The organism is Petrotoga sibirica DSM 13575, from assembly GCF_002924625.1.
Taxonomy (GTDB): domain Bacteria; phylum Thermotogota; class Thermotogae; order Petrotogales; family Petrotogaceae; genus Petrotoga; species Petrotoga sibirica.
This window is the reverse complement of the sequence record NZ_JAHC01000015.1, coordinates 26,552-48,643: the sequence shown is the minus strand read 5'-3', so window position 1 is coordinate 48,643 and position 22,092 is coordinate 26,552. Positions and strand designations below refer to the sequence as shown.

The following is a 22,092-nucleotide window of genomic DNA, read 5'->3' as shown; positions in this document are numbered from 1 at the left end:
ATGAAGAAAGTAGTATTGATAGCATTTACCTTGATTTTAGTGACGGGGATGTTTTCAGCAGGTTTAACAGAGGTATTTGATACAGCTAAAGCAAGTAGTACAATATACAAAACCGCACAGCTTGATCTTGAAAAGACTAACCTCGATTACAACAAGGCTAAGATAGAGGCAACGAACAGGAAATTAGAATTAAGTGGGGAATTAAGTTATTACTCAGGTCTTTCAAACTACAATACCTCTATGAAAGATTACTACGGTGATATAGTAGACAGAGTTTTGGATGTTTTCGTTGAAGAAATAAACGTAAAAACAGCGGATTTGCAGTTAAAAAATGCACAGATAACCTACGACAACAACACTGAGTTGTTCGATAACGGATTAATCTCAGGAGACGACCTTAAAAGTTCTGAACTCGATGTAAGTGATGCACAGAACAATTTGGAAAGTGCCCAATTAAATTTAGAAACCGCCAAAGACAACTTAAAAGAATTATACGAAGGAGATTACAACCAAATAGAGATAAATGTTCCAGCGTATGAAGGCATATTCGTAAGTGATGAGGAATATTTAAACAACAACTACAATCTAAAAATGGCACAAATAAACTTAGATATTTCACAATACGATCTCAACAACTTACCAGCCAATGCATCGTCTTATGACAAAAGGATAGCGGAGATAACTCACCAAAAAAATATCTTAAGTTTGCAAGACACTCAAGATACATTGATTGAGGCACATAAAACAACAAAAAATAGTATAGAAAATCTTTACACAAGTGTGAAAAACTTAGAAGAAAGAATGAACTTAGCTCAGAGTACATATAACGACACAAAGGATAGATTCAACAAAGGATTGGTATCTGAATTGGAGTTAAACAGCGCAAACATAAACTATTTAACATCACAAAAGAGTTATTATGAAAGTGTAAGAAATTACATAAAAGCATACATAAACTACATAATAGAAACAGGAAGGAGCCTTGAGGAGGTAGGATTGTGAAAAAACTTATAGTTTTAGTAATAACCCTTCCCGTAGGAATCCTGAGTATATTTGCGATGACGTTCGAAGAGTTATACGAACAAAACTTAGAGAAAAGTTCAGCCTATACCCAAGCGGAGTTGAACTTACGTGGAGCACAATTAGAGATGAACAAAATAGACAAATTCTTTGTTCCATATTTGGGAATATCTGTTGATACAATGAAAACAGGGATAATCCCAGCAGGGACAACAACCGTTAGTGGGTTGGTTTTTGGAGGAGAAGGAGATTTAGAAGGTTACGAGATTTCTTTGGATGTAAACTTCTTAGAAGTATGGGGAGCACAGGTAGGTGTCTCATTCCCGTTTACTTTAAATACAGAAGAATGGACAATAGAATTCCCTGAAGCATCAGAGATAGCAATCTCTTTATCTCGAGATCTTACAATAATCGACAGGGCTGAAAGGTTGAAAACTGAAAGCAGTTACTACGATGTGCTCTCTAAATATTACACGGCTCAAACAAATGAACTCATAACGACGATAGAAGATATATTCACCAGACATTACAACGAAGAGATGATTCAAACGTACCAAGATGAAATAGAAATACTGAACCAACAGTACAACTTATCAACCGATGAAGACGAAAAAGAAAACTTAAAAAAACAGATACTTACTGCACAAAAGAATTTAGAAACTCTAAAGGCAAGCAACGCACCCCTAGAATATTTTGAATACACAGATGAACTGTACAACCAAACAAAAGATATTGTAGAAAGAATAATAAAAGAAAATCAAAACTATCCAACGAATATCGAAGAAAGGCTAGATTTAAAATCGTTACAACTTCAAGAAGAGGCATCGGAAATAGAAAGTAATTTCTGGTTCATTCCTTACCTGCCCTTCAACACCATAAGTGTTTCTATGAATCCATTTAAAGGAACGGAAGATGGGGAAGATTGGTTTGATAAAATCAGTATAAGTGTAGGATTTCAATTAACTATCTTGGATAAAGGTGAAAGAAAGTTGGCGTCTGATAGTATGAAAACAAACGTTGCCGCTTTGACTTATGATGAAAGCATAATAGAAATTGAAAATGCGATAAGAAATTTGGAAACAACCAGAAAAACTTTGAATTATGACGTTAAAATAAAACAAATAGATTTAGAAAACGCTATGGAAAATTACAATAGAAATAAAGAGTTAAGTGATCAAGGATACATAACAAAAGAGGAATTAAAATTTTCAGAAATATCGTTGAGAAGGGCACAATTAGCTAGTGAAAAGGTGGAAAACGACATTCTGACAAATGAATTAAGAATAATGCAGCAATACTACGTGGACATATGGGGTGATATAAATTGAAAAAAAGAGGAAAGATAACGATATGGACGATAGTGATAGTAGCTATAGTCATGGTAGTTGGGATAATATTTTTCCCGAGGCAAAGTTCACTTACAAATCCTGAATCAAGTGGATTACCACCAGTATACTTAGAATATGAAGTGAAATCAGACGGTGTAGGAGATTCGATTGAAGTGGTGGGAAATATAACAGCTGAGATTGAATCCGTAATTCCAAAAGTTTCCGGAGAAATATTCGAAGTATACGTAGAAAAAGGGGACGTGGTTGAAGAAGGTCAGATATTAGCTAAAATAGATGATCTTGACTATCAAATAGCATATTTGAATGCCTTAAATGATTATGAATCGTCAACCAACGTAGGTGAACGATTGAAAGAAGTAAAAAGGTTACAGTTGGAAAAAGCCAAAAAGAATTTGGAAGCAACTGAAATAAAAGCCCCTGTTTCAGGGATAGTAAATGCGGTAAATATTTCAAAGAATGATATTGTTGGGACAACAAGTGTGGTATTGACTATAGTGGATAGAAACACAATAAAAGTTGAAACTGCGGTTGATGAAATAGATTTTCCATTTATATATGAGGGGATGGATGCAACAATAAGAATAGATCCTTTGAATTTAGAAGAACCGGGTAAAGTAACATGGATTAGTCCAACTACTCAAACGGATATGGGGGTAGTTGTTATACCCATTGAGATTGAATTTACACAAGATAATCTTCAAAATAACCTGATTTCCGGAATGACAGCGGATGTGGAAATTGTTACCTTAAAATTAGAGAACACGGTAGCAGTACCAAAAGACGCCATTCATGAGGGAGTTAATGGGGCAAAAATAGTCTACAAAAAGACCGCAGAAGGTGGTATGGAACCTGTTCAAGTACAAACCGGGAAAGAATCGGATAACATGGTTGAAATAACGGAGGGTTTAAAACCAGGTGATAAGGTTTTGATATTGCCATCTAAAGAAGAAACACAAAGAATAATGCAAAATTATGGTATTCCATTTGGAGTGCCTGTTGCTCCAGGCGCTGTTCCTCAAGGTTCTGGTTCTAGAAGAGGTGGATTTTGATGGCAGTGATGGAATTGAAAGAGGTATGGAAAATATACGATGTTGGGGAAGTCAAAGTTGAAGCCCTACGCGGTGTATCTTTCGGAGTTGAAGATGGTGAGTATGCTATAATAATTGGACCTTCAGGAAGCGGTAAATCAACTTTGTTACAGATCCTTGGTTGTTTGGATAAACCTACAAAAGGACAGATATTCATCGAAAATGTAGAAGTCTCTAAAATGAAAGACAGAGAATTGGCAGGGGTAAGAAATAAAAAGATAGGATTTGTATTTCAAAGTTTCAATTTACTTCCAAAGTTGAGTGCATTAGAAAATGTTGAACTCCCTCTAATATATTCAGGTATACCTCAGAAAAAAAGAAGGGAGATAGCAAAAGAACAATTAGAGTTAGTAGGGCTTGGTGATAGGATAAATCATAGGCCAACTCAACTATCGGGCGGCCAACAACAAAGAGTAGCTATAGCAAGGGCTTTAGCTAACGATCCAGCCTTTCTTTTAGCTGATGAACCAACAGGGAACCTTGATACAAAAAGTGGAGAAGAAATCCTTCAAATATTTAGGAAGTTGAACGATATGGGTAAAACGTTGGTCGTTGTCACTCACGATATGAGAATGTTGGATGAAGGGTTCAAAACGATAAGATTGTTGGATGGGAAGATCCAATCGATAGAGGTGAACACAGTTGGAAATACTTAAAGAGACCTTTAGATCTTTGCGTTCTAATAAGTTGAGAACGTTTCTTTCAATGTTGGGAATAATAATAGGTGTTGGAGCAGTAATGACTATAATTGCTATAGGGGCTGGAGCAAGGCAAGAAATAAACAATACCGTTTCTTCTCTAGGGTCCAATATTATTATGGTTAACTCCACTGTGTATTCCAGATTCGCTTCTCAGCCCCTTGAGTTTCAAGATGCGGTTAATATTAAGAATATGGTTCCACAAGTAAAGAATGCCTCGGGCGTTTTAAATTCAAATTTGACCGTGGAAAGTGGTGGAGAAACAACTTCAGGATCGGTATTTGGAGTTTCGCCTAGTTTTTTTGATATAATGAACTTAGAGATTGCTTATGGAAGAAAGTTAAATAACTCTGACGAAGAAGAATTAAGGTCGGCCGCTGTTATAGGTTATAATATAGCTAATAAATTATTTGGTAGACAAAATGTTGTAGGTGAACGAATCAATATTATTCAAAGTGGAAATTCTCGTAGTCGAAAAGTTTCTTTTGAAGTAGTGGGGGTTATAGAAAAAACAGGCAGCAGGTTGTTGTTTAACGTTGATGATATGATCATACTCCCACATAACGTAGCAGATTATAGGCTGTTTCACATGAATGGAAGGGTTAGTTCTGTTTTTATATCAGCAGTAGATGAAAACTCTGCAGAGTTGGTAACCATGGGGACGGACTTTTATCTTTATAGAAAATTCGGAGATTCTGATAAGTACAGTATATTAAGTCAAGATGCTATTTTAGAAGCTGTTAATCAAATAACGGGTATTATGAATGTGATACTGGTAGGAATAGCCGCAATTTCGTTAGTTGTTGGCGGAATAGGAATAATGAATATTATGCTCGTTACCGTTAAAGAAAGAACAAGAGAGATAGGTATAAAGATGGCCATCGGAGCCACAAGGCGTAGGATTTTGATGGAATTTTTAGTTGAAAGTGTAGTTTTAACGGTTGTAGCTGGTATAATAGGTATGATATTGGGTGGGCTTCTCTCCACTTTGATAGTATATTTTGGTAGAGCTTTCGGATTAACCGCTGTCATAACTTGGAAATCGATTGTTTTATCTTTTGGGGTATCTGCGGCAATAGGCCTATTCTTTGGTATATACCCTGCAAACCAAGCATCAAAGTTGAGCCCAATAGAAGCGTTAAGATACGAATGAAGAAGGTGTTGCATTTGGAAAATGTAAATTTTCCGAAATCCTTTGTGTGGGGGGTAAATTCCCCTTTCTTGTCTTTTTTAGGAAATTCAAGGGAAGGCTCGAAAAACCAAATATTTGAAAACGTAGAAAAAGATTTGTATGAGCAATTATCTTTTTTGGAGAGGTTGAAAAAAATTAATTCTTTTAGTTTCAATCTAAATTGGGATTTGTTATTTCTTGACCCTTTTTGTTCTTGTGCTATGTATAATAACTTTATAGAACAACTACGTAAAAAGGAGATTGAACCTATCGTAAACCTCATCGATTTTGATTTTCTTTCCTACAATAAAAGAGAAGCTATCGATAATATAAAAAACGAAGAAAAAATCTCGATATTTATAGAGAGTATCGAAAAGATTGTCTCCGCTTTTAAATACAACGTTCAATATTATATCGTTTTGAATCATACTACCGAATACCTAAAACGAAGATTTTTCAAAGGTACAGATGTTGATAATACTGCATTACATGAAACAGTTCAAAATCTCTTCAATCTTTATGATAAAAGTGTTCAAATTATAAAAAGTATTAACCCTTATGCTAAAGTATCGGTAAGTGAAGAATTCAATGTTGATGAACAAGATATGCTGGATTTTGTTTTTTCTTTTATGGATGTGATTGTCAAGGGAGAAAGTTCTTTCTTTGAGAAAATCGCTTTTAAAAAATCTGATATAGATTTTATCGGAATAAATTTCAATGATTTTACTTCAAATTCAGAAGAATCTACTTCTTTGATAAGAGAACTTTCAGAGGGAAAGAATAATATTGACCTTGATGAAGTAATAAAAAGATGTTCTTTTAAATATAACCTGCCTTTTTTAATAACTCAAAATATAGCTACAGGTGAGGATGATAGTTTAAAATGCCGTTATTTAGTTAATAATTTATACAAGATAAATCAATCTTTGGAAAATAATGTGAAGATTTTCGGATATATCTACAATTCTCTAAGTGATATTAAAATCAACAATCATCTTTTAAAAACTGGACTATACAGAATAGATGATAAAATCAGATATATCAGTTTAAGAAACTTTGCAAAAATCTATTCGAATATCATAGAAGATAATGAGATAAACGAAAGATACCTAAAATATATTGATTAGCTTAATGTAAAATTAAAGATGTAGTAATTTTATTTCAAGTATACTCTCATTCAGTTCTATTTCAGCATAATTTCCTTCGCAAAAAGCCCCCGGATTCAATATCAAAGTATCCTCTATTTCAAATTTTTCTTGATGATGAGAATGTCCAAAGACCATCAAATCGATCCTTTTTTTAAAATAATTCAAAAGCTTATCAGGTACAGCAGGACCCGTTTGATGACCGTGGATAAGACCTATTTTTTTGCCAAATAATTCTAAATACAGTTTTTCGGCGAGTCGCTTTTTTACATAAAAATCATCCATATTTCCATACACAGCATGAAGTATGGGCTTTTGATTTTCTAAGTAATTCAATACTTCGATTTCTACGATATCTCCAAGTAAGAATATTTGATCATAAAGCCCAATATTTAATTTGTCTAGACTTTTCAAGTCTGATTTTATAGGAATATGTAGATCGCTAATTACAAGTATTTTCAAAGGGTATCCACCTCCATACGTTAAAGGGCAAACCCCTTAAGAACCCCAAAACAGCGTAACATCATTTGCGTGGTACATCGTTTGCATAGAAAACGAGATTTTGGAAAACATTTCTAAAACATTGCAAACAAATCATTTTGCACAAAGCTGCAAAAAAACATTGTTTGCACTCTGGGGCAAACTAAAAAAGATTTTTTGCACAGTGCTGCAAACAGGAGCAAGTTAGAATAGTTTCACTATGTTTTTTTCATAGGGAGGTCTTAGGACTTTCTTTTCGGTAATTATCGCTGTAATTAATTCATTTGGAGTTACATCAAAAGCAGGGTTGTATACATTTACATCGTCTGTCACTAAACGAGTTTTATGGCAAAATCTGACCTCATTATGATTCCTTTCTTCGATGGGAATACCTTCACCATTTTTTGTTTCTATGTCTATAGTTGAAAGAGGAGCTGCAACATAAAAAGGAATACCATGTCTTTTTGCTAGAACAGCGACAGAATAAGTTCCAATTTTGTTTGCAACGTCACCGTTACGAGCAATTCTATCGGCTCCTACTATTACAGCGTTTATTTTTCCTTGTTTCATTACCCAACCTGCCATATTGTCAGTAATTAGAGTAGTTTTGATACCGCTTTTAACCAATTCCCAAACGGTCAATCTTGCTCCTTGAAGGTAGGGCCTCGTTTCATCTGCAAAGACCTGGATGTTTTTCCCGTTTTCTACTGCTGCTCTAATAACCCCTAAAGCGGTTCCATAATCAACGGTTGCTAAAGCTCCTGCATTGCAATGTGTCAAAACGGTGTCCCCGTCGTTTAACAAAGACTCTCCGTTCTTACCTATTTGTTTATTTATTTCAATATCTTCATAAGCGATTTTCAAAGCTTCTTCTTCCAATATACTTACAAGTTGATTTGTTTCTTTATTCTGGATGCTATCTTTTAAAAGTTTATCCATTCTGTTTAACGCCCAAAATAAGTTTACGGCGGTAGGACGGGTTTTAGATAAGGTACTTTTTACTTCTTCCAATTTGTTTAAAAATAGATTTTTGTCAGATAGATAGGAAAACTCTTTTGCCCCTAAAACAAAGCCAAATGCTGCGGTCGCTCCTATAGCGGGAGCTCCTCTTACTACCATGTCTTTTATTGAATTGGCAACATCGAGATAAGTCTGACATTCCACATACTTTTCTTCGAGGGGTAAATACCTCTGATCTATCAAGATTAGACTGTTTCCTGTCCATTCCATTGTCATTGTTTTTATATTTTTCATTTATTTCCTCCTCAACCTTTAATTTTTCCACCTTTAAAAACTCTAAAGCTTTATAAATAGCGCCCTTTCACCCCGCAGCCCACCCTCTATCTACAATATCATTTTTTATAAAAAAAAGGAGCAATGGAAGTAAAGCCAAAACCCTTGTAGTTGAAAATTCTTTCCGTGGAACCTACAAACAACACTCCTCCGGGATCCAAAGCATCGTAGAATTTTTTGTATAGCTTTTCTTTAGCCTCGTTGTCAAAGTATATGACAACATTTCTACATATGATTAAGTCAAAATTTTTTTCAAAATCGTCAAATAGGAGGTTCATTTTATTGAAAGTAACATTATTTTTGATGAAATCTTTTATTTCGTATTTATCTTCTTCTATTTTTGTGAAATACTTTCTTATATATTCATCGTTTAGGTTTATTAAACTTTTTTCATTATATATCCCGCGTTTGGCTTTTTGTAAAGCTCCTTCATCAAAATCTGAAGCAATTATTGTTGATTTGTTGGCAATACCTAACTCATGTAATATGATAGCAAGAGTGTACGGTTCCTCTCCTGTAGAACAGCCTGCGCTCCAGAGTTTTAACGTTGGCTTTTGATTTTTCATGAGATCAGGGATTATTTCTTGTTTTAAATATTCCCATTTCTCTGGGTTTCTAAAAAATTCAGTGACGTTAATGGTGAGTTTATCTAAAAACTCATGCCAGTTATCTTTATTTTTTAACAATAATTCCAGATATTCACCATACGAATTGACTTGGTATTTTTTGAGTAATATATCCGTTCTACGTCTTACTCTGTGTTGTTTGTACCCAGAGAGGTCTAGATTGAAATGAGTTACCAACTTTTTCAAAAATACTTTGTAATCTTCGTCATCAAAAGGGGAAGAATAAAATTCTGGCATCTTTTTCCTCCAATTTTAGTTATTTTCACGCAGGAGTTCTATATAAAAAGAAATTCCTGTTCCAAGATTTGAATAAATCAGAAATAAATTTTTGGTAACAGGTATACGAAAATAGAAATTTTCATCATTTTTATCGAAGTAAATCGAATCAACCAAAAGAGATTTGGTGCTCGAATTGTATTCCAATAGAAAATCCTGATTCAAAATATAAACAGAGTCAACAGCATTATCATCCAAAGAAAAAAGTAAATCTCCCGCTCGAAAATAAAATTTCATAATATCTTCAAATCCGAGAGATATGCCTAATTTATTTGAATTTGCTATAGTCAAACCAACTTTTGATTGAGAAAGATCCGTGACCTTAGTCCAAAAGGACATATTAAAAAGCGATTCTTCGAAGATAACACCAAATTCTAGATCACTAAATGTTAGCACAAAATAATCGTCTAAAACCATGCTAAAACTATTAAAATTTCCTATTAAAAAATATGGATCGTTTCTATTCCCTGGATTTCTATACGAGAATTCAAAGCCTACTTGATCAAATTTGAAATAATTAATTATATTATCAACATTCGATAATCGAACTTCGTCTTCTAAAGATTCAAAGTCAAAATTGAACTTAGTTTCGTAAATATCTGCAAATTTTAAATCAAAAATAAATTCGTTTTTCAAGGTTCCAGCAAAATCACTTAGAAACAGCACCTTTGATGGACTGGAGGCGAAACTCGAGGTGGAGATTATCGACACAATTAATATTAATAGTAAAGGAAATTTTTTCATTTTCTATTTTCCTTTCCCTAATAATTAAAATGGGGACTTTACGTCCCCACCTATGGGATCTTACATATTTGCAGCTAGTCTCTCCATTACTTCATCGTCAATCTCGTAATTTCCAAATATTTCTTGAACGTCATCCATGTCGTCTAAGGCATTTAGCAACTTTAATAATTTTTCGGCGTCTTCGTCAGAAAGCTTAACGGTTGTTTTAGGTAAAAAGGTTAGCTTTTCAGAAACAGTATAACCTGCTTCTTTTAGAGCATTCCTGACTTGAGTTAGATTTTCTGGAGCGGTGATTATTTCTAAAGGGTCGGTGGTTTCATTCAAATCTTCTGCGGCGGCTTCAACAGCGAGTAACATTAATTCGTCGATATCTTCGACTTCTTCTTTGGGGATTGTTATTAGTCCTTTTCGTTCAAAATTCCACGAAACAGAACCTGATTCTGCCAAAGACCCTCCCCATTTCGACAGAACATGGCGAACTTCTTGAGCAGTTCTGTTCTTGTTATCAGTTACAACAGAAATTAGAAGTGCAACTCCACCTGGCCCGTATGCCTCGTACATAATTTCGGTTAGTTCTTCGCCCTCTAATTCACCAGTTCCTTTTTTTATAGCTGATTCGATTTTGTCTTTGGGCATGTTCGCTGCTTTGGCGTTTTCTATTGCCGTTCTTAAACGTGGATTAGCTTCTGGATCTCCTCCACCCTCTCTAGCAGCTATTGTAAGCTCTCTAATGAGTTTTGTAAATATTTGGGATCTTTTTGCATCTTGTGCACCCTTTCTGTGTTTAATATTTGCCCATTTATTATGTCCTGACATATAATATTCAGCCTCCTTACGAACATTGAATAAATTATTTTTTTCGCGTTTCCTTAAGTCAATTAAATTTAGACAGAAACTATTATACTTTTGGGGATTACATCTGCATTTTTATTTTTTATCAATTTAATTACGATTTTCATACTTTTAAGAGAAATTTTTAATAGGGATAAATTCTTTCACCATTATTTTAGCATTTTTAATTTTGAAAAACAAGCAAAATATTTTTTATAATATAATTTATTACTAAAATTTTCAAAAAATATAAATCTAAGTATGGTATGATATCCTCAGACGTTAAGGGGGGACATTAAGGGAGGACACCCATTAAAAACCCCAAGTTCAAAATCAGAGTTTATTATGAAAAAACTCTTTTGCAAGAATCAGCAAAAGGTTACACCCCTCAAACTCCCCAAATTCGCGTAACATCATTTGCGTGGTACATCGTTTGCATAGCAAAAGAGATTTTGGAAAACATTTCTAAAGCAACACATCATTTGTTTCACAAATGAGAATATGGAAATTGTTTCTAAGGCATTATAAAGAACCATTTTGCACAATACAGCAAACAAGTGGAGGTGTTTTTTATAAAGAGTTTCATTATAGGTTTTTTTACGGGAATGGCAATTTTTTTTACTTTGTTTTTCTATATATACGATTATTACAACAATTCAACTTCTATTTTTCTTGTGGATCCTAGATACAATACGTATCTATTCGATAATGGGGAACAAATACTATCTACAAAATATAAATACGTTAAGTTAGATGAAATACCTCCAGAATTAATATACTTCCTTTTGTGGACGGAAGATAGAGAATTCTATGAACATAATGGAATCAATATTAAAGCGATGACGAGAGCCACATTAACAAATATAAAGAACTTTTCTATAGTTCAAGGTGGGAGCACACTCACTCAACAACTTGCTAAAACAGTATATCTAACAAATGAAAGAACTGTTAAGAGAAAAATAATGGATATTATGCTTGCCTTTTTTTTAGAAAGGTCTTATACCAAAGAAGAAATTTTGGAAGCTTATATGAACAGTGTTTATTTAGGGAACGACATTTCAGGATTTGGAGCTGCAGCAAGAAGATATTATGGAAAAGAGTTACAAAATATAAGTTACGCAGAGATGCTGGTTTTAATAGGGATAATAAACGGGCCAGAAGTTTACAATCCCTATAAATACCCTGATAGAGCAAAGAATCAAGGGATGATAGTTCTAAATTCCTTGCCTAATAATTTCATAATAGAAGAAAAAAATATCGTTAAAGAAGAATTAGATAAAATGGTTTTCTATCCTCAAACCTACGATGAAAGATATTTAAATTTAATTTATAGGATCAAAGCAGAGGAAGAAAATATAGGTTTAAAAGGTGGCGGGTATACTATAAAAACCACCTTTAATAAGAATTTATTCGATTCAGTTACTGTAGATTCATCTACCTCTGCGATTGTGATCAACAACAAAACTGGTGAAATATTAAGTTTTTGGGGTGGGGAATACGATGTTTTTTATTCCCAACAACAAATTGGTTCTGCTATTAAACCGTTTTATTATCTTTTAGCTTTGGAAAATGGTTATTATAAAGATACAACGCTTCCAGATCAGCCCATGAAGTTTGGTGATTGGGCTCCAGAAAACTTTGATAAAACATACAGAGGATCGGTTACTTTAGAAGAAGCGTTAATCTATTCTATAAACATTCCTTCTATTTACCTTGCTTCGCATATAGATATATCTCCGCAAAGGTCTATAGAAGTAATAAAAAATTTTCTTTCAAATATTGTAGGTGTTCAAGGTAAATATCCGAACGATTTAACTTTGGCGTTGGGAACCCTGGAGACAAGTCCATACGAATTTACAAAAGCTTATTCAATTTTCCCAAATTACGGTATTATTCCTTCTCCTTACATAATTTCTGAAGTTTACGATAAGAAAGGGAATTTAATATATAAAAGACACCCAAATATTGAAAGAAAGATTGAGGATATATCCAATGATTCATATGCCGCAATGAATACTTTGATGAGAAAAGTCGTGCTGGAAGGGACAGGGAAAAGAGCAAACGTCTTAGATTTGGATTTACATGGTAAAACGGGAACTTCTGATTTATCAGCTTGGTTTGTTGGATACACAGGTAGCGAGGTGTTAACCAGTATGGTTAAAGGGAAAGATCTTTTATCTTCTTACACTGTTGTTCCCTGGGCAAGAGAGATAGCCACTTCTTTACTTTATTATGGCCGAAGCGAAGAAGTTTATGTTTATCTTAGTTTAAAAAGTATACAAGAAAGTATTTCATTTTTTGAAAGTCCTATTGAATTCGTTTCCACAGGGGGAAACGTTGTGGGGTATTTAAATTCTGTGAAGTTGGATTATCCATTTAAAGAACTTGAAAAAAATATTAATTCAGCCTTGAGAGAAATTCAGTATCTTTATCCTGATGTGATGAAAGAAATCGAACAATGGAAAAAAGAGAATCTGACGGATTTCTTTCAAGAGCCATTTTCTTTCATTCAAAACGGTTACGATTTGGAAAGTTACTTGAACAGTATCAATATTGATAAAGACGTGCAAGTACAATTACGGGAGATTTATAATCAAATAAAATATATTTATCCTGATCAAGCTAAAGTGATCGAAAAGTTTTTATATTAGAAAATGTCTAGTTTTATTTTTTTAAAATTAACAATTAATTAATACTACCAGTTTATTTAGATGGTAAAATAGGCAAATGGATTTTAGAAAATTCTGAGAGATCGGAGGTGCAGATGTGTACGCGATAGTCTATTTTAATGGTAAACAATACAAGGTAGAAAAAGATCAAGTTATCTACACTGAGAAAGTAAAAAATGTCGATCCAGGAAACGAGGTAGTTTTAGACAGAGTTATTTATTTAAGCAAAGGTGACCAAAAAAAGGCTGGGCAACCTTATGTTGATGGTGCAAAAGTCATTACCGAGGTTGTAGAACACGGGAAAGATAGGAAGGTAAAAATAATCAAATTTGAAGGAAGAAAAAATTATAGAAGAGAAAAAGGTCATAGGCAGGAGTTTACAGCACTAAAAATAAAAGAAATTGAAGGGTAACTCCAATGATTACTGCAGTTTATACCAATTCCCAAAACCGCAGTTTAGAAATTTTTGGACATGCAGAATTTTCTTCTTTTGGCAACGATATAGTTTGTAGTGCTGTCAGTGTTTTAACTCAATTTGTTGCAGAAATTCTAAAAAATGAAAGTTTGGGACAGTTTGAGAAAAGAGAGGGATATTTAAAGATTTCGCTTAATCAAGAAACTTACCTCTCCAATTTGTTATTAGATTACTTGCTTAAAAGTTTGGTTGCTATATCTAAAGATTACCCAAGAAATCTTAAGGTGGAGGTTAGATAGAAGATGAAAATAGATTTACAACTTTTTGCGAAAAAAAGTTCTGATGTAAATAAAAAAGATAGCAACCCCAAATATCTTGGTGTCAAGGCTTCTGACGGGAAAAAAGTTAAGGCTGGAACTATAATTGTTAGGCAAAGAGGCACTAAGATCCATCCTGGGGAAAACGTTGGAATAGGACGAGACTTCACCATATTTGCTAAAATCGACGGCGTTGTTAAATTCAAAACAAAAAACAACAGGAAGTTTGTCGAGGTTTATGGAGTAGAGGAGTGATCGGTTTATGCATGGTAGAAGGGTTGCGATTGTTGGGATATTTGCGGCGCTCTCTTTTCTTTTAACTTTTATAGAATTCCCAATAATACCTTTGTTACCTTTTTTAAAATTTGACCCCAGTGACAGTTTAATCATTTTAGTTACAATGGGTTATGGTTTTTTACCTGGATTCTTTACTCTTGTAATAAAAAGTTTTTTATTTATTTTCAGAGCAGGTGATGGTGGTTTAATAGGTATATTTATGAATTTTATAGTCGGAACCGCTTTTATAACCACATTGTATACCTTAAAAAATTTCGTTAAATTAAACAACTGGATCAATTATGTAATTTCTTCTTTACTAACAGGGGTTGTAGCATACGGATTGAATTATTTTGTAGCTATACCAGTTTACACGAATCAACCAACATCACAATTTGTTAGTAACATAGGGATAAGTTTGCAGCTGTTTTTTTTACTAGTACTATTGTTTAATTTTATTAAGTTTTTTGTGGATGCGTCTATTTCGCATTTTCTATTGAAGAAAACTAAAATAACAAGTTTTGCTCATGCAAGAAGAGAAGAATGAGGAGGTTTTTGAAATGAATTCTAAATTAGTGCAACCTTCATATATCGCTAAAAAAGAGGATATAAAAAGAGAATGGGTCTTGATCGATGCTAAAGATTACACACTTGGAAGATTGGCCTCAAGGATTGCCAAAATACTACAAGGGAAACACAAACCAACCTATACACCACATATAGATTGTGGAGATTTTGTTGTTGTTGTGAATGCGGAAAAAATAAAACTTTCGAAAGATAAAAAAGAAAAGAAAGTATACAGAAGATACAGTGGTTATCCTGGAGGACTAAAGGAAATTTCTTTTGAACAGATGCATAGCGAACATCCTGAAAGGATAATCAAGTTGGCTGTCAAGGGAATGATGCCAAAGACTATTTTGGCCAAGCATATGATGAAAAAATTGAAGGTATATGTTGGTCCTGATCATCCACACCATGCTCAGAAACCAAAAGAGATAAAATTAGAAAATATTTAATCAGGAGGTATTCGAATGGCAGAACTTATCGAATATTATGGAACGGGGAGAAGAAAAACAGCCGTTGCAAGGGTACATTTGAGGCCAGGAAGCGGTAAGATTAAAATAAACGGTAAAGAATACAAAAATTTGGTAGAATATTTAAGAGGCAATGAAGTATGGGAAATGGAAGCTTTAAAACCACTCACAATTACCTCTACAAATGGACAGTTCGATTTAGTCATAAGGGTTAATGGTGGGGGATTGAGTGGTCAAGCTGGTGCCATTAGACTTGGGATTGCTAGGGCTTTGCTGTCCTACGACGAATCTTTGAGACCTATTTTGAAAAAAGAAGGTTTGTTGACTAGAGATCCAAGAGAGGTAGAAAGAAAGAAATATGGTTTGAGAAAAGCAAGGAAAAGAGCTCAATTTTCAAAAAGATGAGTATTGTATTATTTATTTCGTATTTTTGAAGGAATAGTGAAGTTTTATGGGCAGAAATTATGATAGCCTGAAAAAAGTAATTGACGAAATTAAAAGCAAAGTTGATATAGTTGATTTCGTCAATTCTTATTTGTCTCTTTCTAAAAGTGGGAAAAATTACACTGCACTATGTCCTTTTCATGCGGAAGATACTCCATCTTTTTATATATTCCCAGAAACTCAAACCTTTCATTGTTTTGGATGCGGAGCCCATGGTGATGTGATAACTTTTTTGGAAAAATACGAACAAATTAGTTTTTTGGATGCATTAAGAAAAATAGCTACTTATGCTGGAATTGAACTAGATATTACTCAAAAAGAAGAACCTGTAGAGATAACTTTCAACGAAGAAGTTTCCAAACTTTATACTTCTAATCTTCTCAATCTTTCTTCGAATCATAAAGTTTGGCAGTATCTTAAAAAAAGAGAGATAAACAGAGATTTAGTTGAAGAATTTGAATTGGGGTTTGCCACGGGTCAAGAAATCCAAAAAGTCATAGAAGACAATCTTTTCGATAAAGACATAGCAAAGAATACGGGTTTGATGATCAATGGGGATAAAGAGTTTTTTTATAACCGTTTAATTATTCCAATCAGGAACAACGTTGGAGAGTTAGTTGGCTTTGCGGGTAGACAAATAGAAGAAGAAACGAATGCACCCAAGTATCTGAATACTCCTGAGAATAAATTTTTCAAAAAGTCTAAAATACTTTACAGATATTATAAAAACAAAAAATTCATAAAAGAAAATGATTTTGTGATATTGGTTGAAGGTTACTTTGATGTAATTTCAATGTACAAATTAGGTTTCAAAAACGTTGTAGGAATCTTAGGGTCTTCTTTTACCAAGGATCATGTTCTTGAATTATTGAAAGTGACCAACAAAGTGGTTACAATGTACGATATGGATGAATCAGGTCGAAAAGTCACTTTATCCACTGTCGATGCTTTATTTGCTAAAGATTTTCAAATAGCAGTTTCGAAGTATCCCGCTAAAGATCCAGATGAGTTAACCAAAAAACACGATAGCAAATACATTGCCGAAATATTAAAAAGTTCATACAAGTTTCATGAATTCATCGTAGATTATTATGCAGAAAAATACGATTTAAGTAATGAATTCGCTTTAGAAAAATATTTGAAAGAAATGTCAAGATGGTATAAAAAAATCGAAGATGTTGGAAGAATCAGTTATTTACAAGGTTTTATAGAAAATATTTCAAGTAAGACTGGAAAAGGCGCTGGATACATTCAAAAAATATTAGAAAGAACGTCTACTCTCATACCTGAAAGTTCTTCTTCAAATGAGACTTATTCTCAACCGAAAGATACCCTTTACGTAGAAAAAGATATAAGATACGATATTGTAAAATCTTATTTATACCTATGGATTAAATATCCTCAATACAGAGAAATACTCAAAAATCATTTTAGGGAGGAAGATTTTTCCAATAAATTACTCAAGGAATTTTTTACTTTAACCTCACAAAACTCAGATATTGGGTTTCTGCTTGAAAATTCTTCAAAAGAACTAAGTGATTTGATAGTAGAAGTTTGGAAGATAGAATATTTCTTTAATCCTGAACGAATTCTTTCTTCATTAAAAGAAAGTATTAGAAGAACTAAAATAAACCAACAAATAGAAGAATTGAAGAAAAAACTTCATGAAACAAAAGATCTTTCGGAGAAAACGAATATTACGTCTGAAATCATACAACTTTATTCTAAACTAAAAATAATCAATTAAATAGTAGATTTCATATTTTTAAAAAGGGATTTTATATGTTTCAAAAACGATCTAATAACTTTCCTTATGGAGGTAAACTGATAGATGGAAAAGCTTAAAAACAATGTGGATTTTTCAGAATTAATAGAAGAAATTGAAAAAATAGAGATCGTTGATCAGGATAAAATTAGAGTTAAAAGAGACAAAGAATGTTATATAGAAGAACTTGAAAGAGGTTTGGAAAGCCTTATTGAAATAGCTAAAAAGAAAAATAATAACATAACTTATCAAGATATAGATGAATGTATACCTCATAATTTATCTGATGTAATTGACGGAAGTTTTTTAGAAAAGATTTATGAAAAGCTTGAATCCAAAGGAATAGAAATTATTGAATCTTTCCAAGAAGATCAGGTCCAACAGGAAGAAGAATTCTTTAACGAGGATTTGGAAGAGCTTTTTCAAGAAAGGGAATCACAGATATTTGATAACTCTGCTGTAAATGAACCCATAAAGATTTATTTAAGGGAAATAGGGGGAATCAAACTTTTAACACCTTCAAGGGAAAGGCAGCTTGCGATAAGAGCTAAAAAAGGTGACAAAAAAGCCAAAGACGAATTGGTGAAAGCAAATTTAAGGTTGGTAATCAGTATAGCTAAAAGATATATGGGAAGAGGATTAACGTTCTTAGATTTGATTCAAGAGGGGAATATTGGTTTAATTAGAGCTGTAGAAAAATTTGATTGGAAAAGAGGTTTTAAGTTTTCTACCTACGCTACTTGGTGGGTTAGGCAAGCAATCACAAGAGCTATAGCTGATCAAGCTAGGACAATTAGAATACCTGTTCATTTGGTTGAAACTATAAACAGGATGAATATAGTAATTAGAAAACATCTCCAAGAAACTGGTGAATACCCTACTACCGAGAAGTTAGCCGAATTACTGGATAAACCGTTGGAAAAAATGGATGAAATTTTATTGGCCACTAAAGAAATCATTTCCGTAGATGCCCCGATAAGTGGTTCTGATGAAGAAGATGCCTATATTGGGGATTTTTTAGAAGATTCTGAAGCCGATCAACCAGAGGAAATTGCAGTAAGAATGATACTCAAAGAAGAAATCGAAAAAGTTCTGGAATCTTTAAGGCCAAAGGAAGCTACGGTGTTAAAAATGAGATATGGTTTACTTGACGGTAAAATGAAAACACTCGAAGAGGTTGGAAGTTTCTTCAATGTCACAAGAGAAAGAATAAGGCAGATTGAAGTAAAAGCTCTAAGGAAATTAAGACATCCTTCCAGAAGCATGCAATTAAAAGAAATAAGCGATATGATAGAAAAAAAGATGTACGATATGTAATGGGAGTGTAAATGCATGGAGAAAAATAAGGGGAATGATTTCCTTTTTTTGGGGAAAAAGAACACCCCGAACGGGGTCAAGGAAAGGTTCCCCTCCTTAAGGGGCGGAAGCCTGTCATCTTTATTCGAAAATGAGTTAGATGAGGAGCAAAAAGAAGCTGTTATAAAATCAGAAGGAAGATCGATAATAGTTGCAGGTCCAGGCTCGGGAAAAACTCGAGTAATAACCTATAAAATAGCGTATTTGTTGAATAATGGAGTCGAACCTGAAAATATTTTGCTAGTCACGTTCACTAGAGCTGCAGCAAGGGAAATGATCGAAAGAGTAAAGAATGTAACTAACAGAAACATGGACAAAATGCTCGCGGGTACATTTCATCATGTGTGTAATTCTATTCTCAGAAAGTATGCCACAATTTTAGATTACAAAAATAATTTCAGCATTCTCGACAAAGAAGATTCAAAAGATTTATTGAAAATGGCTAAAAGTGAGTACATCAAAGAAATCAGTGATAATTACAAACTTCCCAAAGAAGAAGTAATAATGAAAATTATAAGTTACTCATGTAACACATTGACCTCTTTAAGAGAATCAATACTTGAAAGAGCCCCCTATTTGTTGAATTTTGAAAGAGATATTGAACAAATCTGGGGTATATATGCCCAGTTAAAAAAAGATATGAACGCGATGGACTATGACGATCTATTAGTAAATACTTTAGTTTTATTCAAAACTCATCCAGAAATACTAACTAAGTGTTCGAGCCAATTTAAATATGTTTTAGTTGACGAATTTCAAGATACCAACAAAATTCAAATCGAATTGGTTGAGGCTTTATCCTCGGTTCATGGGAATTTGATAGTTGTTGGAGACGATTCCCAAAGCATATATTCCTTCAGAGGGGCTTTATTTAAAAACATAAAAGATTTCATTGAAGATGAGAGAACAAAAGTTTTCAAAATACAAAGTAATTATAGAAGTACCTCTGATATAGTAGGTTTTATTAATCATCTAATACCATCCAACTCTGTTCCTAAAGTCCTCAAACCTAAAAGAAAAAGTTATTTAAAACCTTTTGTTGTGGAAACTTTTGACGATTTAGAACAAGCCGATGCCGTAGTCAAAATCATAGAAGATAAATTAAGCGAAGGTTTAGAGTACAAAGATATCGCTGTACTATATAGATCACATTCGTTATCAATGGTATTACAACAAAAATTGGATTCAAAAGGGATTCCTTACAGAATACTATCTGGGTTGAGATTCATCGAAACCGCCCATATTAAAGACATATTAGCTTTTTTAAAGATATTAAACAATCCTTTAGATAAGATTTCATGGATGAGAGTTTTAAAATTATTCCCTGGAATTGGTAACAAAACAGCAACTAGGATTTATGAACAGTTAGAAACCAAAACAAATGAAGAACAGGATAACATCTCAAATATATTGAAAGAAACTGAAATAAATAAATTCAAAACACCCCTTGAATTATTGACAAAACTTTTTGAAAAGAAAGAAAGTACTCCTGACAAGTTGATAGATATCGTTTATCAGGATTTCTACCAAGAATATTCCTTCTTAACTTTTACGGATTCAAAATCAAGGAACATGGATATTGAAAGATTTAGTGAAATTGCCAGTCGATACGAATCCGTGAATGCTTTTATAGAAGATTTGACGCTTAGCGAAGAGATAGGGGTAATGGCTTCTAACAAAGATAAAGATGAAAATAAGTTGACTCTAACAACGATTCATGGGGCAAAGGGGTTGGAGTGGAAAGTAGTTATTCTCATATCGGTGAATCCGGGAGATTTTCCCAACGGTCTTGCAATTAAGGAACAAAAATTAGAAGAAGAAGAAAGACTCTTCTATGTTGCCATAACAAGGGCAAAGAATGAATTATACATTTTGAAACAATTGACTGGTACAACCAACCCTTATCTAAAAAATTCGTTTTATTTTGTTAAAAAAGAAAACGACTTTATCAAAAAAATTCCAGAGGAAATGGTCAATCTTTTGAAAATCGGTTATAAATAACAGTAAATTATTCAAATTGTTATATTTAATTAATTTTTAATTAAGGTCTAATAATGTAAAATATTCACTGACGTTTTCCTGTTTCTTTAAATATATGAATCCCACATATTATAACAATAATAAATTAAAATAAATCAGAAGGAGGTGAACTCTCATTTTTGAGGGCATTATTATATTGGCTTCCCTTGAAATGAGAGAAATCTAAGTGCCAACGATTAATCAATTAATAAGACATGGAAGAAAATCTATAAAGAAAAAGACCAAATCTCCTGCATTACGTGGTAACCCTCAAAAACGGGGTGTTTGTGTAAGGGTATCAACTATGACCCCGAAAAAACCTAATTCAGCTTTAAGGAAGATTGCAAGGGTTAAACTATCGAATGGAATTGAAGTAACTTGTTATATACCTGGAGAAGGTCATAATCTACAAGAACATTCTAACGTTTTGGTAAGAGGTGGAAGGGTAAAAGATTTACCTGGTGTAAGGTATAAGATAATCAGAGGAACTTTGGACGCTGCTGGTGTTGAAGGTAGAAAACAAGGTAGAAGCAAATACGGTACCAAAAAACCAAAGGCTTAATAAGGAGGCTCTTTACTGAATGAGAAGAAGAACTGCTGAAAAAAGAAACATAGTTCCAGATCCCGTTTATGGAGATGTTTTACTTTCTAAATTTATAAATAGATTGATGTATGATGGGAAAAAATCTTTAGCTCGAGAAATAGTGTATTCTTCTTTGCAAAAATTGGCTGAAGCTACAAAAGAAGATCCCATAGAGGCTTTTCATAAAGCTATAGATAATGTTAAACCTTTAGTAGAAGTCAGATCAAGAAGGGTCGGAGGTTCAACATATCAAGTACCTTTTGAGGTACCTGAAAATAGAGCTACTTCTTTAGCTATAAGATGGATAGTTACTTCGGCACAATCAAAAAAAGGAAGAGATATGATTAGTAAATTATCTCAAGAACTGATAGACGCGTATAACAATACGGGACCTGCCGTAAAAAAGAAAGAAGACGTTCACAGGATGGCTGAAGCGAATAGAGCTTTTGCACATTTCAGATGGTAGTATAGCAGTTTAGTAGGAGGGATTGTT

General features: G+C 33.4%; 23 protein-coding genes. 18 read left to right on the top strand and 5 right to left on the bottom strand.

Features of this window, described 5'->3' with window-relative positions; all coding sequences use genetic code 11:
* From AA80_RS03480 to AA80_RS03455, 6 genes are all read left to right on the top strand, one after another.
* A complete protein-coding gene (locus AA80_RS03480) occupies nt 1-1,002 on the top strand; it encodes a TolC family protein (protein ID WP_103876435.1) in 1,002 nt (333 codons plus the stop codon).
* Nucleotides 999-2,348 (top strand): TolC family protein, encoded by a 1,350-nt coding sequence (locus AA80_RS03475; protein WP_103876434.1) that lies wholly within the window; start codon nt 999-1,001, stop codon nt 2,346-2,348. Before AA80_RS03480 ends, AA80_RS03475 begins: the two co-directional genes overlap by 4 nt.
* The gene (locus AA80_RS03470) at nt 2,345-3,418 is read left to right on the top strand and encodes an efflux RND transporter periplasmic adaptor subunit (protein ID WP_103876433.1); all 1,074 of its coding nucleotides are present in this window, start codon (nt 2,345-2,347) and stop codon (nt 3,416-3,418) included. Before AA80_RS03475 ends, AA80_RS03470 begins: the two co-directional genes overlap by 4 nt.
* Nucleotides 3,415-4,113: an ABC transporter ATP-binding protein gene (locus AA80_RS03465; protein WP_103876432.1), complete on the top strand. Its 699-nt coding sequence runs from the start codon at nt 3,415-3,417 to the stop codon at nt 4,111-4,113. Before AA80_RS03470 ends, AA80_RS03465 begins: the two co-directional genes overlap by 4 nt.
* Entirely contained in the window at nt 4,100-5,308 is a 1,209-nt protein-coding gene (locus AA80_RS03460; RefSeq protein ID WP_103876431.1) for an ABC transporter permease, read from the top strand. The genes AA80_RS03465 and AA80_RS03460 overlap by 14 nt, the downstream gene beginning before the upstream one ends.
* Before the next feature lie 68 nt (nt 5,309-5,376).
* Complete coding sequence (locus tag AA80_RS03455) at nt 5,377-6,453, top strand: hypothetical protein (RefSeq protein ID WP_134080018.1); 1,077 nt, start codon at nt 5,377-5,379, stop codon at nt 6,451-6,453.
* Between the two features lie 12 nt (nt 6,454-6,465).
* On the opposite strand, the gene AA80_RS03450 is transcribed toward AA80_RS03455, so the two are convergent.
* The 5 genes from AA80_RS03450 to AA80_RS03430 form a co-directional block, all read right to left on the bottom strand.
* The gene (locus AA80_RS03450) at nt 6,466-6,933 is read right to left on the bottom strand and encodes a metallophosphoesterase family protein (RefSeq protein ID WP_103876429.1); all 468 of its coding nucleotides are present in this window, start codon (nt 6,931-6,933) and stop codon (nt 6,466-6,468) included.
* A 222-nt stretch (nt 6,934-7,155) separates the two neighbouring features.
* On the bottom strand, nt 7,156-8,205 hold the full coding sequence (gene mtnA / locus AA80_RS03445) for an S-methyl-5-thioribose-1-phosphate isomerase (protein WP_103876428.1): 1,050 nt from the start codon (nt 8,203-8,205) through the stop codon (nt 7,156-7,158).
* A gap of 98 nt (nt 8,206-8,303) precedes the next feature.
* Complete coding sequence (locus tag AA80_RS03440) at nt 8,304-9,107, bottom strand: CheR family methyltransferase (RefSeq protein ID WP_103876427.1); 804 nt, start codon at nt 9,105-9,107, stop codon at nt 8,304-8,306.
* A gap of 15 nt (nt 9,108-9,122) precedes the next feature.
* A complete protein-coding gene (locus tag AA80_RS03435; protein ID WP_103876426.1) occupies nt 9,123-9,890 on the bottom strand; it encodes a hypothetical protein in 768 nt (255 codons plus the stop codon).
* A gap of 60 nt (nt 9,891-9,950) precedes the next feature.
* Nucleotides 9,951-10,706: a YebC/PmpR family DNA-binding transcriptional regulator gene (locus AA80_RS03430; protein WP_103876425.1), complete on the bottom strand. Its 756-nt coding sequence runs from the start codon at nt 10,704-10,706 to the stop codon at nt 9,951-9,953.
* Between the two features lie 620 nt (nt 10,707-11,326).
* On the opposite strand from AA80_RS03430, the gene AA80_RS03425 reads away from it, so the two are divergent.
* The 12 genes from AA80_RS03425 to rpsG all read left to right on the top strand — a co-directional run bounded on the left by AA80_RS03425 (nt 11,327) and on the right by rpsG (nt 22,065).
* Complete coding sequence (locus AA80_RS03425) at nt 11,327-13,372, top strand: transglycosylase domain-containing protein (protein WP_134080020.1); 2,046 nt, start codon at nt 11,327-11,329, stop codon at nt 13,370-13,372.
* 115 nt (nt 13,373-13,487) lie between these two features.
* Nucleotides 13,488-13,802: a 50S ribosomal protein L21 gene (rplU, locus tag AA80_RS03420; protein WP_103876423.1), complete on the top strand. Its 315-nt coding sequence runs from the start codon at nt 13,488-13,490 to the stop codon at nt 13,800-13,802.
* 5 nt (nt 13,803-13,807) lie between these two features.
* Nucleotides 13,808-14,104 carry a ribosomal-processing cysteine protease Prp gene (locus tag AA80_RS03415; protein ID WP_103876422.1) on the top strand — a complete coding sequence of 99 codons (297 nt, stop codon included), beginning with the start codon at nt 13,808-13,810 and terminating at the stop codon, nt 14,102-14,104.
* A gap of 3 nt (nt 14,105-14,107) precedes the next feature.
* Nucleotides 14,108-14,377 (top strand): 50S ribosomal protein L27, encoded by a 270-nt coding sequence (gene rpmA / locus AA80_RS03410; RefSeq protein ID WP_103876421.1) that lies wholly within the window; start codon nt 14,108-14,110, stop codon nt 14,375-14,377.
* 7 nt (nt 14,378-14,384) lie between these two features.
* Nucleotides 14,385-14,945 carry an ECF transporter S component gene (locus AA80_RS03405; RefSeq protein ID WP_103876420.1) on the top strand — a complete coding sequence of 187 codons (561 nt, stop codon included), beginning with the start codon at nt 14,385-14,387 and terminating at the stop codon, nt 14,943-14,945.
* 13 nt (nt 14,946-14,958) lie between these two features.
* The gene (gene rplM / locus AA80_RS03400) at nt 14,959-15,414 is read left to right on the top strand and encodes a 50S ribosomal protein L13 (RefSeq protein ID WP_103876419.1); all 456 of its coding nucleotides are present in this window, start codon (nt 14,959-14,961) and stop codon (nt 15,412-15,414) included.
* A 15-nt stretch (nt 15,415-15,429) separates the two neighbouring features.
* Entirely contained in the window at nt 15,430-15,837 is a 408-nt protein-coding gene (rpsI, locus tag AA80_RS03395) for a 30S ribosomal protein S9 (protein ID WP_103876418.1), read from the top strand.
* 46 nt (nt 15,838-15,883) lie between these two features.
* Nucleotides 15,884-17,623 carry a DNA primase gene (dnaG, locus tag AA80_RS03390; RefSeq protein WP_103876417.1) on the top strand — a complete coding sequence of 580 codons (1,740 nt, stop codon included), beginning with the start codon at nt 15,884-15,886 and terminating at the stop codon, nt 17,621-17,623.
* 84 nt (nt 17,624-17,707) lie between these two features.
* Nucleotides 17,708-18,958, top strand: a complete 1,251-nt coding sequence (rpoD, locus tag AA80_RS03385) for an RNA polymerase sigma factor RpoD (RefSeq protein WP_103876416.1) — start codon at nt 17,708-17,710, stop codon at nt 18,956-18,958.
* A 15-nt stretch (nt 18,959-18,973) separates the two neighbouring features.
* Nucleotides 18,974-20,998: an ATP-dependent helicase gene (locus AA80_RS03380; RefSeq protein WP_103876415.1), complete on the top strand. Its 2,025-nt coding sequence runs from the start codon at nt 18,974-18,976 to the stop codon at nt 20,996-20,998.
* 205 nt (nt 20,999-21,203) lie between these two features.
* On the top strand, nt 21,204-21,578 hold the full coding sequence (gene rpsL, locus AA80_RS03375) for a 30S ribosomal protein S12 (RefSeq protein ID WP_103876414.1): 375 nt from the start codon (nt 21,204-21,206) through the stop codon (nt 21,576-21,578).
* A 19-nt stretch (nt 21,579-21,597) separates the two neighbouring features.
* The gene (rpsG, locus tag AA80_RS03370) at nt 21,598-22,065 is read left to right on the top strand and encodes a 30S ribosomal protein S7 (RefSeq protein ID WP_103876413.1); all 468 of its coding nucleotides are present in this window, start codon (nt 21,598-21,600) and stop codon (nt 22,063-22,065) included.
* Nucleotides 22,066-22,092: the final 27 nt, after the last annotated feature.